Raw genomic sequence first — 15,150 nt, forward strand, 5'->3', positions numbered from 1 at the left:
TCGTTGCGGTCCGGGCGGGTAACCTCCCGGCCCCCCATAGCCGTTCATGGTCCAGACGATACGGATATGTCGGTGTTTGCGCTGCCCCTTCTCCCCACACCCCTGTGGACAACCTTGGGGATGACCGTGTGGATGATGTGGAAAACCGTCGGGATGGAGTCACACGTTCACTCGCCGCCGATAGTGCGCGATGATGAGCGTGTGGCGCGCATTCCAGGAGAAGGGCTGGCCAAGGGCCTGGCCGTGACCATGCGGCACATGCTGCGTAAGTCGGAGACGCAGCAGTACCCGGAGGTCCACCCCGACCTGCCCGCCCGCAGCCGGGGCGTCATCGCCCTGGTCGAGGAGAACTGCACCGTCTGCATGCTGTGCGCCCGGGAGTGTCCCGACTGGTGCATCTACATCGACTCCCACAAGGAGACCCTGCCCGCGCCCGAGGGCGGCCGTCCGCGCGCCCGCAACGTACTCGACCGCTTCGCGATCGACTTCTCGCTGTGCATGTACTGCGGCATCTGCATCGAGGTGTGCCCCTTCGACGCGCTGTTCTGGTCACCGGAGTTCGAGTACGCCGAGTACGACATCCGTGACCTCCTGCACGAGAAGGACAGGCTGGGCGAGTGGGCCGCGACCGTGCCCCCGCCGCCGGCGCACGAGATCGGCGCCGAACCGCCGAAGGAACTGTCGGCCGGTTCCCGCCCGGCGCCGGCCGGCCGTACGGCGCCGCCGGCGCGGGTGAAGGGACCGGCCGAGGGCGCGTCCGCGGCTCAGGAGACGGCTCAGGAGGCGGCCCAGGAGACCGCGCGGGAAACCACGCGGGAAACCACGCGGGAAACCACGCGGGAAACAGCGCGGGAAACAGCGCGGGAGACCGCGCGACCGGCGGCCGAACCCGTGAAGGCCCCGGAGAGCCATCCGCGGCGTGAGCCGCCGAGAGCCATGCGGGACATCCGCTCCATCCGGCCGCCGGGCTCGCTGCCCAGGAAGAACGGATCGTCGCCGGAGAAGAAGGACGGGCCCGAGGGGGAGCGATGACCTCCCAGGCGCCGGGGTTGTGGCCGCCCTCGGGGCCTGAGGTCGTCTTCCTGCTGCTCGGCGCCGTCGCCGTCGGCTCGGCACTGCTGGTCGTCACGACCAGGCAACTCGTCCACGCGGCGCTGTGGCTGGTCGTCTGCTTCGGCGCGCTCGCGGGCGGCTACCTGGTGCTGACGGCCGAGTTCGTCGCCTGGGTGCAGGTGCTGATCTACGTGGGCGCGGTCGTGGTGCTGCTGCTGTTCGGCATCATGCTGACCCGCGCGCCCATCGGGCCCTCCGCCGGCCTCGACTCGGGCAACCGGTGGGCCGCCGCGCTGGTCGCCCTCGCGACCGCCGGCGTGCTCGTCACCGTGGTCGTCACCGGCTTCCGCACGGCGTACGCGCCGCTCCGGCCCGGGCAGGGGTCGGCCGGATCCCTGGGGGCGAGCGTCTTCCGCACCTGGGTGCTGCCGTTCGAGGCGCTGTCGGTGCTCCTGCTCGCCGCGCTGGTCGGCGCGATCGTCCTGTCCCGCACCGACATCAGGGGGCGGGAATGACCTCGTTATCGGCCAGACCCGCGGTCCGGAGGCGGTGAGCGCCATGCACCTCGTCTACCCGGTGGTGGTCTCCGCCCTGCTGTTCTCCATCGGTGTGTACGGCGTGCTGGCCCGGCGCAACGCGATCCTCGTGCTGATGTCGGTCGAGTTGATGCTCAACGCGGTCAACCTCAACCTGGTGGCCTTCGACGTCTGGCTCGGGGACCGTCTGCACGGCGGTCAGGTGCTGACGCTGTTCGTCATCGTGATCGCCGCGGCCGAGGTCGGCCTGGGGCTGGCGATCGTGCTGGCGGTCTTCCGCACTCGGCGGACCGTCGACGTCGACCGGCTGCGCGCGCTCGCCGAAGTCGTACGGACACCCGATCCGGGGCGCCCGGAGGGGGAGGACGCCTCGTGATCGCCGTGGTGGCCCTGATCGTCCTGTTGCCGTTCGCCGCCGCCGTGGCCGGGCTGCTCGCGACCCGCCTGGGCACCCGGAATCTGGGCGCTCGTAGCGGACCGGCGGCGTATCGGCGGGCGGCGTGGTTCGCGATCGTCCCGGGCGCGGTGTCGGCGGCGCTCACGGTGTGGCTCGCCACGGCCCTCGCGCGTCGTACAGCCCCGGCGGGCGGGCGCTTCTGGTCGGAGCTGCTCCCCGGACGGGCCGAGGGCACGCTGACGCTGGTCGAGACGGGAGCGGCGCCGATCTCCCTGACTCTGCGCGCCGACGGATTGTCAGTGCTCGCCGGCATCCTGGTCGTCGTGGTCGCGCTGGCGGTGCAGGTCTACTCGGTCGGGTACATGCGGGACGAGCCCCGCTACCCGTCCTACAGCGCGTTCGTCAGCCTGTTCACCAGCGCCATGCTGCTGGTGGTCTACGCGGGGGACCTGATCGTCCTCTACGTCGGCTGGGAGATCATGGGCCTGTGCTCCTACCTGCTCATCGGGCACTGGTGGGAGGACCGGGCCAACTCCCGGGCGGCGGTCAAGGCGTTCCTGGTCACCCGGCTCGGCGACGTCGGCTTCCTGTTCGGGATCTTCATCCTCGGCACGGCCGCGGGCAGCTTCCGGATCGACGACGTGCTGCGCGCCGACATCCTCCAGCACGCCGAAAACAGGGGCACGCTGATCGCCGCGACGCTCCTGCTGCTCGCCGGGGTCGCGGGCAAGAGCGCGCAGGTGCCGCTGCAGACCTGGCTGCCCGACGCGATGGCCGGGCCCACCCCGATCAGCGCGCTCATCCACGCGGCCACGATGGTGGCCGCGGGGATCTTCGCCGTCGCCCGGCTCTATCCCGCCTTCCTCGCGGCGCCGCCCACGCTCGACGTGCTGGGCGTGGTCGCGGCCGTCGGCATGCTGGGCGCCGCGCTGGCCGCGCTGGCGCAAAGCGACCTCAAACGTGTGCTGGCCTACTCGACGATCAGCCAGCTCGCCTACATGGCCGCCGCGCTGGCGGCCGGGTCCGACCGGGCGGCGATGTTCCACCTGGTGTCGCACGGCGCGTTCAAGGCGCTGTTGTTCCTCTGCGCGGGCCTGGTCATCCACCACGTCGGGTCGAACCTGATCAGTCACATGGGCGGGTTGCGCACCGCCCTTCCCGTGACGTTCTGGACGATGACCGTCGGCTTCGCCGCGCTCGCGGGACTGCCGCCGGCGAGCGGCTTCTTCAGCAAGGACGCGGTGATCTCGGCGATCGAGCACGGGACGGGACCGGCCCAGCCGTTCGTGCAGGCGTCGGCGCTGCTGACCGTGGGGGTGACCGGGGCGTACGCCGCCCGCGCCTGGCTGCGCACGTTCTTCGGTCCCACCCGGATCGAGCCGCTCGCGGAGCCGCCGCCCGGTGTCGCCCATGTCTTCGACGGCAGGGAGGCGCCCGCGTCGATGCTGTGGCCCGCCGGCGTGCTGGCCGTGCCCGCCCTGCTGCTCGGCCTGGCCGGCCCGATGACCGGGGTGGAGATCGAGTGGGGGTCGGCGGCCGTCAGCCTCGCCGTGGCGCTGCTCGGCGCCGGGATCGTGTACGCCCTGTGGCGGGCGGCGCCCGAGCAGGACCCCGCCCGGCTGCTCGGCCCGTTCCGGGTGCCGTGCGAGCGGGCCTTCTACGTCGACGCCGCGTACGCCGCGCTGGTCGCCCGGCCCGTCCTGCGCCTGGCCCGGGGAGTGGTCCGCACGGACGCGCGGCTGGTGGACGGCGCGGTCCGGGGTTCGGGCCGGGCGACGCTCGGCCTGTCCGCCCTGGTGCGGCGCGCCCAGAACGGCAACGCGCAGCTCTACGTCACCGGCCTGCTGGCCGGGATCGTGCTGATCGCGGTCGCGGCGGTGGTGCTCACATGACGCGGCGGGCTCACAGCGGCGGCACGCGGCTTCGCGTGGCGGTGGTGACGACATGAGCTGGCTGCCGATCGCGCTCGTCGCCGTGCCGCTGCTGGGAGCGCTCATCGCCCCCGCCGCCCGGGACAGGGCGGTGACCTGGGGGATCGCGATCTCCGCCGTGGTGCTGGCCCTCGCCGTCACGCTCGCCGCGGTCTTCGACCACGCGCGCCCCGCCGCCATGCAGCTGCGGACCGACCGGCCGTGGATCCCCGGCCTCGGCCTGCGGTTCCACCTGGGGGTGGACGGCGTCTCGCTGCCGCTCGTCGTGCTGACCGCGTTGCTGACGTTCCTGTGCTTCGTCCACCTCGCGGGGCACCCGCCCGCGGGGGGCCGCACGGGCGCGCTGGTCGTCACGCTGCTCGTGCTCGAGGTCGGCATGATCGGCACGTTCCTCGCCCTCGACCTGCTGCTGTTCTTCGTGTTCTTCGAGGTCGTGCTCGTGCCGATGTACTTCGTGATCGCCCTGTGGGGCGGCGCGGGCAGGCGGGCGGCGGCTCTGAAGTTCATCCTCTACACGCTGCTCGGCTCGGCCGTCCTCCTCATCGGCCTGCTCGTGGTCTGGACGCAGGCCGGCACGCTCGACATGGTCGCGCTGGCCGGGCGGCACGGCTCGGGAATCGCCCGGTCGGCGCAGATCGTCGCGTTCCTCGCCATCGGGCTCGGCCTGGCGGTGAAGACGCCCATGTGGCCGCTCCACACCTGGCTGCCCGACGCGCACACCGAGGCGCCGACCGTCGGCTCGGTCCTCCTCGCGGGCGTGCTGCTCAAGATGGGCTCGTACGGCTTCGCCAGGATCGCGATCCCGGTGCTCCCCGAGGGCGCCGCGGCCCTGGCCCCCTGGCTTGGCGCGCTCGCCGTCGTGGGCATCGTGTACGGCTCGCTCGCCTGCCTCGCCCAGCGCGACCTCAAACGGATGATCGCCTACTCGTCCGTCGGCCACATGGGTTTCGTGCTGCTCGGGTTCGCCTCGCTCACGCCGGTGGGCCTGAACGGCGCCCTGTTCGCCAACGTCGCCCACGGGCTCATCACCGGGCTGCTGTTCTTCCTCGCCGGAGCCGTCAAGGAGCGGTACGGCACGGCCGACATGAGGCGGCTGGGCGGCGGCATGCTGCGCCGCCTGCCGTACGTCGCGTCCCTGCTGACCTTCGCCTGCGTCGCCTCGCTGGGCCTGCCCGGCCTCGCCGGGTTCTGGGGGGAGATGCTCGCGCTGCTCGGCGCGTTCCGCCCGGCCGCCGTCGTCTCCCGGCCGCTGTTCCTCGTGTTCATGGCCGTCGGCGGGCTCGGCACGGTGCTCACGGCGGCCTACTTCCTGCGCATGCTCTCCCGGGTGACGCACGGCCGGCCGGTCGAGACGATCCCGCCGGGACCGCCGCTCGCCACCGCCGAAGGCGTACGCGAGGTGCTGAGCGAGGCGGGGGAGGGCGCCGAACCGGTCGAACCGGTCGCGGCAGCAGCCGCGGTGGCCGCCCTGGAGCGGGAGCCCGAAGCCGTGGCGGACGTCGGAGAGGCTGGTGCGACGGGCGCCGCCAGGGCTTTGGGAGCAGGCGCCGCCGATGCCGTCGAGACGGGCCAGGGGAAGCGGCCTTTCCGGGACGTCACCGCCCACGAGCTGGCGGCCTGGCTTCCGCTGGTGGCGCTGATCGTGCTGTTCGGCCTGTGGCCGAAGGCCCTGCTCGCCGTCACCACGCCCGCCGTACAGGCGCTCCTCGGACCGGGGGTGGCGCCATGACGGGCGGGGTGATCCAGTCCATCGACTACGCCGCCGTGGCGGCGCCGCTGGTCCTCGTGCTGGTGGCCGGGCTCGTGCTGCTGCTGGACGCGTTCCTGCCCGCCCGGCCCGGCGGCGCGCGGGCGCTCGGCCTCGTCACGCTCGGCGGCCTGGCCGCGGCCCTGGCCGTGGTGGCCGTCCAGGCCGCGAGCGGCGAGACCCGGCGCACGTTCTGCGTCCCCGCCTCCCTGGCAGGAGAGTCCGCCGCGGCGTCGTGCTCGTTCGTCGCGGACCGCTTCACCCTGGTCGTCGCGGCGATTGTGCTGGCCGCCGGGCTGGTCGTCGTGCTGCTGTCGATGACGGAGATCGCCGGCACCGGGCCGGGAGAGGGCGGCCGGATCCCGGCCGGGGAGTGGTACTTCCTGCTGCTGGCCACGCTGGCCGGGGCCGTCCTGCTGCCGGCCTCCCGCGATCTCCTCATGCTGGTCGTGTCGCTGGAACTCGTGTCGCTGCCGGTCTTCGCGCTGACCGCGCTCAGACGTCATGACGGCCGCGCGTCGGAGGCGGCCCTCAAGCTCTTCCTGGTCTCCGTGGTCTCCACCGCGATCACGTTGTTCGGCGTGTCGCTGCTCTACGGCGTGACCGGCTCGGTCCACCTCGACCGGATCGACGCTGCCCTGCGGACGACCGGGGACACGGTCGGCGGCACGGTGGGCGGCACGGCCGGGGACATGGCCCAGGTCACGGCGGTGGCCACCGTGCTGGTGGTGGCGGGCTTCGCGTTCAAGATCGCCGCGGTGCCGTTCCACTTCTGGGCGGCGGACGTCTACCACGGCGCCCCGATCCCGGTCGCGGCGTTGCTGTCGGTGGTGTCCAAGGCGTCCGGCTTCGCCGGGCTGATCCTGCTGCTGACGTCCGCGCTGCCGGAGAGGGCGGCGCTGTGGGCTCCCGGGGTGGCGGTCGTCGCCGCGCTGACGATGACGGCGGGCAACGTCCTCGCCATGCGGCAGCGTGCCGCCGTACGGCTCCTGGCCTGGTCGTCGGTCGCGCAGTCGGGCTACATCCTCGCGCCGCTGGCCGCCTATGCCGCCGGACCCCGCGTGGCCGTCGGGGCGTCGATCGCCTACCTCGTCTTCTATGCCGCGATGAACCTGATCGCCTTCGCGGTGGTCATGCTGGTGTCGCAACGCGAGGGCGGCGACCTGGAGGCGTACCGGGGGCTGGCGTCGCGGAGCCCGGCCGCCGGGCTGTCCCTCGCCTTCGCCCTCGTCTGCCTGGCCGGGCTGCCGCCGGGGCTCGCCGGCCTGTTCGCGAAGATCGTCGTCTTCCGGGCCGTCGTGGACGGCGGGCTCGGCTGGCTGGCCGTGGTCATGGCGGCCAACACGGTGGCAGGGCTCTACTACTACATCGCCTGGACCGCCCGGCTGTTCGCGCCGCCCGCGGCGGGCGAGAGCCGTACGGTCCCGGCGAGAGCGGCGGCCGGGGCCGCCGTCGCCGTCACGGTCGCCGTCACCGTGGTCTTCTCCGTCGCCCCGCAGGTGGTGCTGTCCATGACAGGGTGAGGCGCGTCACGGGGAACGTTCGTCCAGGCCATGCGCGTTGGTAGGGCTGGACGCACCGAGCCGTGAGGAGGAGGCGTGCACCACAACCGCCTGCGCACCGCGGCCCTGCTGGGGGCGCTGTCCGCGTCGCTCCTGGTGGCCGGGGCCTGGCTGGGGGGTGGCACGGGTGCCCGGATCGCCGTCGTGGCCGCGCTCGTGGTCAGCGGCGTCGCCTACTTCTGCGCCGACAGGATCGCGCTGTCGGCCATGCGGGCCCGGCCCGTGGCCGAGGTGGAGCAGCCGGTCCTCTACCGCGTCGTCCGGGAGCTGTGCACCGAGGCCCGCGGGCCGATGCCCCGTCTGTACGTGTCCCCGACCATGCAGCCCAACGCGTTCGCGACCGGCCGCAACCCGCGTGACGGGGTGGTGTGCGTCACGCACGGCCTCCTCGGGCTGCTGGACGAACGCGAACTCAAGGGTGTGCTCGGCCATGAGCTGTCGCACATCCACAACCGGGACATTTTGATCTCCTCGGTCACGGGCGCGCTCGCCACGATGATCACGTACTTCGGGTACGCGGGCGTGCTCTTCGGCTCCGACGACGACGAGGGCCCGGGGGTCCTCGGCGCCGTGCTGGTGGTGATCCTCGGGCCGGTCGCGGCCACGGTGATCCAGGTGTCGATCGCGCGCTCGCGGGAGTTCGCGGCCGACGACGCGGGCGTACGGCTGACGGGCGACCCGCTGGCCCTCGCCTCCGCGCTGCGCAAGATCGAGATGGAGGTCCGCAGGCTGCCGCTCCCGGAGAACGGCAGGCTCGCCTCGGCCGGCCACATGATGATCGTCAACCCGTTCCGGGGCACCCGGATCAGCAGGTTGTTCGCGACGCACCCGCCGGTCGCCGCGCGGATCGCCCGTCTGGAGCGGATGGCCGGCTACCGGCGGTGACGCGCAGGGACCCGTTCAGGAGTGCTGGGCGACCGGGTCGGTCTCCGCGGCGCCGAGGGCGGGCAGCCCGTCGATGCTCTCCCGGTTGTGCTTGGCGCGGTAGTCCCGCCGCTGCTGGACGTCCTTGCGTCCCGCCCACTCGTCGAGCAGCGTGCGGTCCTGCTCGTACGCCATGAAGGGCACCGAGTAGCCGCACGAGTCGGCGATGCGGTCGCAGCTCACGACGATGACCGAGCGCACCCCCGGATGCGGCCCGAAGAGCGTGAGCAGGTCCGCGAAGCCGGCGTCCCCGGGGGTCACCACGCGGCCGGTGCCGAAGAGACGGACGATCTTCGGTGGCCCGCTGAAGGCGCAGAACATCAGCGTGACGCGGCCGTTCTCACGGATGTGGGCGATGGTCTCCACGCCGCTGCCGTCGAGGTCGAGGTAGGCCACCGTCGTGTCGTCGATGACGGCGAAGGTGTCGGAGTACCCCTTCGGGGACACGTTGACGTGGCCGCCCCGCTCGGGAGCGGTCGCGACGAAGAAGACCGGCTGCGTGGTGACGAACTCGCGCAGCCGGTCGGTGAGCTTCTCGTAAATCTTGCCCATACCGGGACGATAACCCGCATCACTCCCCGGGCAGCCACCACGTCCACAGGCTGGACTTCACCCGGAAGGAGTCCAGCTTGGTGGTGGCGCCGGTGCCGGCGTCGAGGCCGTGGACCACGACTCCGGTCGTCTCGCCGGTCTTCGCCGAGTCCAGGGTCTCCCAGAGCTTGAGGCCGCCGTCAGGGGTCCACTCCAGGCGCCTGGCCGACTCGTTCTTGGGCACGCGGACGTCGACGGCCTCGCCCACGGTGTCGTTCGCGAGGTCGTACACCCGCAGCCGCTGCCTGCCGGAGGTGGTGGTGATCAGCACCGCCACGGAGGAGCCGTCGTCGGCGAGCGCCGTCGGGCTGTTGTTGGCCACCACCTGCGGCACGACCTGGGTGTTCGTCTGCCGCCCGTCCTGGTCGTACACGCTGAACCGGCTGGTGTTCTCGGCGGTCCCCCGGGAGACGAGCAGGTGCTTCCCGTCGGGACTGAAACCCAGGATGGCGGCACCGGCCGGGATCTTGCGCGCCTTCCCCGTACGCACGTTCACGAGGAGGGACGGTGCTTTGTCGTCCGCGTCGTAGTAGTCGATCGTGAGCAGGCCGCCGTCCCGCGACAGGGTCATGCCGAGGTCGCCCGTGCCGATGCCCTTCGGCGGCTTCGACACCGAGCGGGGGAGCACGCGGACCTTGTTCGTGGTCACGTCGCGGACGACGAGCAGGCCGTCCTTCTCCCGGAAGTACGACACGTGCCGCCCGTCGCCGCTCACCGTGAAGGGCGTGCTCGACTGCTTGTCGATCTTCCCCTTGGCTGTGCGCGAATTCACCTGGACGTCCTTGACCACGCTGTCACGGCCGTTGCGGAGCAGCAGGTGCCACGGGCCGCAGGGGAAGTAGTCGTCCTTCTTGTGGCAGGACTTCAGCCAGACGTACCGGACGGGGGACGCGGAGGATGCCGTGGCGGATGCGGCTCCCGTACGTGCCTCCGCCTGCGCGGCGCCGGCCAGGGTGGTCGTCAACGCCATGGTGGCCGCCGCCGAGAGGGCGAGGATCGCGGGCTTTCTCATCGGAGTTCCTTTCGTCCCGCCGGGATCGGATGTCGCCTGGATAGACGCGGTGCGAGGACGGAAGGTTCTGTCACGAATCAGCCACGGCAAGATCTCTACACATTTGGTGGGGAAAGGGATGGAAGATCCCGCCTTCCATGGTGTTTACTGCTCCTATCCATTTGGGGTGGCTTGGTAGACAAGCCAGGTCACGGGGAAGGTGTGGCATGGCAGACAGGGACGAGCGCGGCGTCCACACCCGCCGGGGATTCCTGAGGACGGCGGTCACCGGGATCACCGTGCTGTCGGCCGCGGCGCTGCTGGAGGCCTGCGGCGCGGCGCCGTCGTCACCGGCCGGTTCGAAGGCGCCGGGCGGAAGCGCCGCCGGCGGCACGGACACCGGCAAGGAGATCGGCGTGCTCCGGGTGTCGCTGCCCGGATCGCTGTCGAACCTCTACCCCGGGCAGGAGTCCGGCATCCTCAACTACTACGTCGCCGGGATTTGCATGGAGGGGCTCGTCGGCGTCGACACCACGGGGAAGATCGTCCCCGCCCTTGCGTCGAGCGTCGAGCGCACGTCGCCGACCACATTCGTCTACCGGCTGCGCCCGGACGCCCGGTTCCACGACGGCACCCCGGTCACCGCCGACGACGTGCTGCACTCGATCGAGATGGCCAGGGACGAGAAGGTCTCACCCGCCACGGCCTCCTACTGGGCGAATCTGAAGAAGGCCGAGAAGACCGGGGACGCCGAGATCACCCTGACCGCCACGACCGCCGACGTGGCGTTCGCCTGGCTTCCGTCGAACGTCAACGCCCTGTGGATCGCCCCCAAGGCCGCATGGGAGAGCGCGAAGGGCGGATTCGGCACTCCGCAGTCGCTCCCCGTCGGCACCGGGCCGTACAAGGTCACAGGATTCGTCCCCGACTCCTACGTCGAGTTCACCCGCGTGGACACCTGGCACGGCGCCCGGCCGAAGATCGCGAAGATCCGGTTCGAGTTCGTGCCCGACGAGAACACCCGCCTGCTGGCGTGGCAGGCCGGGAAGGCCGACATGGCGCTCAACGTGCCGCTGGCCCAGTCGCGCCAGTGGGAGGGCGCCTCCGGCACCCGGGTGGTGTACGCGCCCGACCGCTCCTACGCCGGGCTGACCTTCAACACGAAGGCCGCGCCGTTCGACGACGTGCACGTCCGCAGGGCGGTCGCCCACGCGGTGAACCGCCAGGCGATCGTCGACAAGATCCTGCGCGGCCGGGGCCAGGTCGCCACCGCGCTGTCCACGCCCGAGCAGTTCGGCGGCCTGTGGACGCCGCAGGAGGCGACGCGGAAGCTCGCCGCCGTCCCCCAGTACGCGTACGACCTGGAGAAGGCGAAGCAGGAGCTGGCGCAGTCGAAGGTGCCGAACGGGTTCAGCGCGAGCCTGTCCTACCCGAACACCGGCCCGCACCTGGGGACGGCCGCGCAGGCGTTCGCCGCCGACCTGCAGAAGATCGGCATCACGCTCGACGTGAAGGAGCTGCCGATCGAGCAGTGGCTGGCCGAGCTGAACGAGTTCCCGCCGCTGAGCTACATGTGGTACTTCAACACCACCGGCGATCCGGGCGAGCTGGCGAGCTGGTTCCTGGGCGAGGGCAACCCCGCCAAGTACGCGAACGAGAACATCACCGCGACGATGGCCAAGGCCACCGCCGAGGCCGACCCGGCGAAGAGGGCCGGCCTGCTGATCGAGGCCCAGACGGCGCAGGCCGCCGACCTCGCGTACCTGCCCCTGTGGTGGGGCCAGGCGGCGACCGCCTTCGGCAGCGCGATCGGGGTCAGGGACTACACCTCCTACACCCTGCTGGCCGACTGGCCCGGTCAGGTCTACGCGGCCCGATGAGGGTGGCACAGTGAGCCGCGCCGTCCTCGCCTTCGCGCTGCGCCGGGCCGCCGCCACGCTCGCGCTGCTGTTCGCCCTGTCGCTGCTCGTCTTCGCGTTGCTCTACCTCGCCCCCGGCGACGTCGCCCGCAACCTGCTGGGCACCCGCAACGTGACGCCGGAGGCCCTGGCCCGGATCCGCGAGCTGTATCACCTGGACGAGCCGTTCCTCGCGCAGTACTGGTGGTGGCTGTCCCACGCGGTCACCGGCGACTTCGGCACGTCCATCCGCACCGGAGGGCAGGTCGGGCCGCTGCTGCTCGACCGGACCGGCGTCACGGCGGCCACGGCCGGGCTGGCGTTCCTGCTGTCGGTCCTGGCCGGCGTCCCGGCCGGGATCGCCACCGCCGTACGGCGCGGCCGGCCGCTCGACCGGGCGATCGTGGCGGCCTCGGTCGCCGGGGTCGGCGCGCCCGGCTTCGCGGTAGGACTGATCCTGTTGTACGTCTTCGCGCTGGGACTGGGCTGGTTTCCCGTCTACGGCACCGGCGAGGGGTTCCTCGACGCGCTGTGGCATCTCGTCCTGCCGGCGGTGGCGCTCGCCTTCGGGCTCGGCGCCTTCGTCGTGAAGCTGACCCGGGCGGCGGTCATCCGGGAGCTGGACCAGGACTACGTGACGTTCGCCCGGGGCCGCGGCCTGTCCGAGCGGCGGGTGCTGCGCCTCGTGCTGCGCAACGCGGCGATCCCCATAGTGACCAGCCTCGGCCTGATGGTCGCCTACCTGTTCGGCGGGACCGTGCTGATCGAGGTCACCTTCGCGCTGCCCGGGCTCGGGTCGCTGGTGGAGGAGTCGGTGCTGTTCAAGGACATCCCGGTGGTGCAGGCGCTGACGCTCGTCGTCGCGCTGGTCGTGTCGGTGACCGCGCTCGCCGTGGACCTGTCGTACCTCGCGATCGACCCGCGCGTACGGACCAGGGCGGTGCGCCGATGAAATCGATGAAGCGGAGGACGAATACGCGGCCGCCGGTCGTCGCGATCCTGTCCGCCGTCGTGCTCGCGGCCGTAGGAGTCTGCGCGGTGGGCCGGGAACTGGTCGCGCCGCACGCCCTCGACCAGGACGTCTACCTGGGCGTGGTCGGCGCGGGCATCGAGGGCCACCTGTTCGGCACCGACCAGCTCGGCCGCGACATCCTGCAGCTCTCGCTCGCGGGCGCCCGCTCCGCGCTGGCCGGTCCGATCGTGGTCGCCCTGGGGTCGATGGTGATCGGGTTCCTGCTCGGGACCTTCGCGGGCTACCGGGGCGGGATCGTGGACATGCTGGTCGGCCGTTACGCCGACCTGCTGCTGGCGCTGCCGTCCGTACTGCTGGCCATCGTGGTCGCCGGGCTGGTGGGGCGCGGTTACTGGATCACGGTCGCCGTGCTGATCGTGCTGTTCTCGCCGTCCGACGTGCGGCTCGTGCGGGGGGCGGTGATGGAGCAGACGCCCCGGCCCTACATCGAGTCGGCCCGGCTCCTGGGCATCCGGCCGATGCGGATCATGTTCCGGCACATCGCCCCCAACATCGTCCCGATCGTGGTCGCCAACCTCCTGCTCAACGTGGCGTTCGCGCTGGTCGCGCTGTCCTCGCTGTCATACCTCGGGCTCGGTGTGCCGCCCGGGGCGCCGGACTGGGGGCGCCAGCTCGCCGACGGGCGCGCGCTGCTGGGCGACAACCCGCTGGCGGCCGTCGTGCCCGGCGTGCTGATCATCCTCACGGCCACCGTGGTGAACCTGCTCGGCGACTGGCTGTCGGAGACGCTCGACCGGAAGGTGACAGCCCGATGACGCCCTTGCTCCACGCCCGGGACGTACGGGTGACCTCGGCGGCCGGCGTCCTCGTCTCGGGCGCCGGCCTGACGGTCGCGCCGGGGGAGACCGTGGCCGTCGTCGGCGAGTCCGGATCGGGCAAGTCGATGACCGCGAGGGCGCTGACCGGCCTGCTGCCCGAGGGCGTGCGCGCCACCGGGCGGCTGGAGCTGTCCGGGCAGGCGTACGACCTGGCCGCCGCACGCACGCCCTGGCAGCACATCCGCGGTTCGCGGATCGCGCTGCTGCTCCAGGACCCGTTCACCTCGCTGTCGCCGGTGCACCGCTGCGGCGAGCAGATCGGCTGGGCGCTGCCGCGCGCCGGCCGCGCCGCGGGGATCGCCCGGCTGCTGGACGAGGTGGGGCTGCCCGCCGAGGTCGCGGGGCGGTATCCCTTCCAGCTCTCCGGCGGCATGCGCCAGCGAGTGGCGATCGCCGCGGCGCTGGCCGCCGGGCCCGATCTGCTGATCGCGGACGAGCCGACCACGGCGCTGGACGTGACGACCCAGCACGAGGTCCTCGAACTCGTCGCCGGGCTGCAGCGGGCGCGTCACATGGGCCTGATCCTGATCACACATGACCTGCGGCTCGCACGGGCCAGGGCCGACCGGATCATGGTGATGTACGCCGGGCGGCTCGTCGAGGAGGGCCCGGCGGCCCAGGTGATGGACCATCCCGCCCACCCCTACACGGCCCGGCTGGCCGCCTGCGACCCGCCCGTCACCCACCGCCTGCCGGCGCTTCCGACGATCCCCGGTGCGGTGCCCCGGCCCTACGAGGTAGGGGGCGCCTGTGCCTTCGCGGACCGGTGCGAACTCGCGGTCGAGGCGTGCCGTACGGCCGAGCCCGCCCTCGCCGAGGTCGCGCGCGGACACCGGGCGGCGTGCGTGCGCCCCTCGGACGTGCGACCGGTAGCCGTTCCCCCTCTCGCTGTCCCCCCTGCCGCGGCCGTCGCCCCGGAGGCGGGCCCGGCGCCCGCCCTGCTGACCGTACGCGGACTGACCAAGAGGTTCCCCGGGGCGTCCGCGCAGGCGCTCGACGCCGTCGACCTGCGGATCGCGGCGGGGGAGGCGGTCGCGGTGGTCGGCGAGTCGGGCTCCGGCAAGACCACGCTCGCTCGGTGCGTGGTCGGCCTGGAACGGCCCGACGGCGGGAGCGTCGAGTTCGGCGGCGGGGCCACCGGGCCGAGGCGGGTGCAGTACGTGTTCCAGGACCCGTACTCCGCGCTGAACCCCGGTCTCACCGTCGGCGCCTCGCTGGCCGAGGCGCTCAAGGCCGCAGGCCGCCCACGGTCGGAGGCGCGGTCGGACGTGCCCGGCCTGCTCGACCTCGTCGGCCTGCCCGCGGCGTACGCCCGGCGCAGGCCCGCAGCGCTGTCGGGCGGCGAGCGCCAGCGCGTGGCGATCGCGCGGGCCCTCGCCCCGGGCGCCGAACTGCTGGTCTGCGACGAGCCCGTCTCCGCGCTCGACGTCTCGGTGCAGGCGCAGGTGCTCAACCTGCTGTCGGACCTGCGCCGCGAGCTGGGGCTGACCCTGCTGTTCATCACCCATGACCTGGCCGTCGCCCGGCAGGTCGCCGACCGCGTGTACGTGATGCGTCGCGGCCGGGTCGTCGAGACCGGACCGGTCGGCGGCGTGCTGGGCGCCCCGGCGCACGAGTACACCCAACGGCTGCTGGCGTCCGTGCCGGCGGCGACACGAGCGGAGTGAAG

At 72.4% G+C, this 15,150-nt stretch carries 13 protein-coding genes; 11 read left to right on the plus strand and 2 right to left on the minus strand.

The window, feature by feature from the left end; genetic code table 11:
* Positions 1-201 precede the first annotated feature (201 nt).
* The 7 genes from HHX41_RS40745 to HHX41_RS20045 all read left to right on the plus strand — a co-directional run bounded on the left by HHX41_RS40745 (position 202) and on the right by HHX41_RS20045 (position 8,111).
* Entirely contained in the window at positions 202-1,032 is an 831-nt protein-coding gene (locus HHX41_RS40745; RefSeq protein ID WP_182907188.1) for an NADH-quinone oxidoreductase subunit I, read from the plus strand.
* The gene (locus tag HHX41_RS20020; protein ID WP_182907189.1) at positions 1,029-1,568 is read left to right on the plus strand and encodes an NADH-quinone oxidoreductase subunit J; all 540 of its coding nucleotides are present in this window, start codon (positions 1,029-1,031) and stop codon (positions 1,566-1,568) included. The genes HHX41_RS40745 and HHX41_RS20020 overlap by 4 nt, the downstream gene beginning before the upstream one ends.
* Before the next feature lie 43 nt (positions 1,569-1,611).
* Positions 1,612-1,965 carry an NADH-quinone oxidoreductase subunit NuoK gene (nuoK, locus tag HHX41_RS20025; RefSeq protein ID WP_182907289.1) on the plus strand — a complete coding sequence of 118 codons (354 nt, stop codon included), beginning with the start codon at positions 1,612-1,614 and terminating at the stop codon, positions 1,963-1,965.
* Entirely contained in the window at positions 1,962-3,878 is a 1,917-nt protein-coding gene (locus HHX41_RS20030) for an NADH-quinone oxidoreductase subunit L (protein ID WP_182907190.1), read from the plus strand. Before nuoK ends, HHX41_RS20030 begins: the two co-directional genes overlap by 4 nt.
* Positions 3,879-3,930: 52 nt before the next feature.
* Positions 3,931-5,646: a NuoM family protein gene (locus HHX41_RS20035; RefSeq protein ID WP_182907191.1), complete on the plus strand. Its 1,716-nt coding sequence runs from the start codon at positions 3,931-3,933 to the stop codon at positions 5,644-5,646.
* The gene (locus HHX41_RS20040) at positions 5,643-7,187 is read left to right on the plus strand and encodes an NADH-quinone oxidoreductase subunit N (RefSeq protein WP_220504251.1); all 1,545 of its coding nucleotides are present in this window, start codon (positions 5,643-5,645) and stop codon (positions 7,185-7,187) included. The genes HHX41_RS20035 and HHX41_RS20040 overlap by 4 nt, the downstream gene beginning before the upstream one ends.
* Positions 7,188-7,262: 75 nt before the next feature.
* Positions 7,263-8,111 (plus strand): M48 family metalloprotease, encoded by an 849-nt coding sequence (locus HHX41_RS20045; RefSeq protein WP_182907192.1) that lies wholly within the window; start codon positions 7,263-7,265, stop codon positions 8,109-8,111.
* Positions 8,112-8,126: 15 nt separating this feature from the next.
* Here the strand turns inward: HHX41_RS20045 and HHX41_RS20050 are convergent, their stop codons facing one another.
* Complete coding sequence (locus HHX41_RS20050; RefSeq protein WP_169981270.1) at positions 8,127-8,702, minus strand: pyridoxamine 5'-phosphate oxidase family protein; 576 nt, start codon at positions 8,700-8,702, stop codon at positions 8,127-8,129.
* A 19-nt stretch (positions 8,703-8,721) separates the two neighbouring features.
* Positions 8,722-9,753 carry a hypothetical protein gene (locus HHX41_RS20055; protein ID WP_182907193.1) on the minus strand — a complete coding sequence of 344 codons (1,032 nt, stop codon included), beginning with the start codon at positions 9,751-9,753 and terminating at the stop codon, positions 8,722-8,724.
* 206 nt (positions 9,754-9,959) lie between these two features.
* Between HHX41_RS20055 and HHX41_RS20060 the strand changes: the two genes are divergently transcribed.
* The 4 genes from HHX41_RS20060 to HHX41_RS20075 are packed head-to-tail and all read left to right on the plus strand — an operon-like array spanning position 9,960 to position 15,148.
* Positions 9,960-11,612, plus strand: coding sequence for an ABC transporter substrate-binding protein (locus HHX41_RS20060; RefSeq protein WP_182907194.1), 1,653 nt, complete (start codon positions 9,960-9,962; stop codon positions 11,610-11,612).
* Between the two features lie 10 nt (positions 11,613-11,622).
* A complete protein-coding gene (locus HHX41_RS20065) occupies positions 11,623-12,582 on the plus strand; it encodes an ABC transporter permease (RefSeq protein WP_182907195.1) in 960 nt (319 codons plus the stop codon).
* A 5-nt stretch (positions 12,583-12,587) separates the two neighbouring features.
* Positions 12,588-13,418, plus strand: a complete 831-nt coding sequence (locus HHX41_RS20070; protein WP_211591761.1) for an ABC transporter permease — start codon at positions 12,588-12,590, stop codon at positions 13,416-13,418.
* The gene (locus HHX41_RS20075; protein WP_182907196.1) at positions 13,415-15,148 is read left to right on the plus strand and encodes an ABC transporter ATP-binding protein; all 1,734 of its coding nucleotides are present in this window, start codon (positions 13,415-13,417) and stop codon (positions 15,146-15,148) included. The genes HHX41_RS20070 and HHX41_RS20075 overlap by 4 nt, the downstream gene beginning before the upstream one ends.
* Positions 15,149-15,150: the final 2 nt, after the last annotated feature.

It is taken from the genome of Microbispora sp. H13382 (genome assembly GCF_014161445.1).
Classification (GTDB): domain Bacteria; phylum Actinomycetota; class Actinomycetes; order Streptosporangiales; family Streptosporangiaceae; genus Microbispora.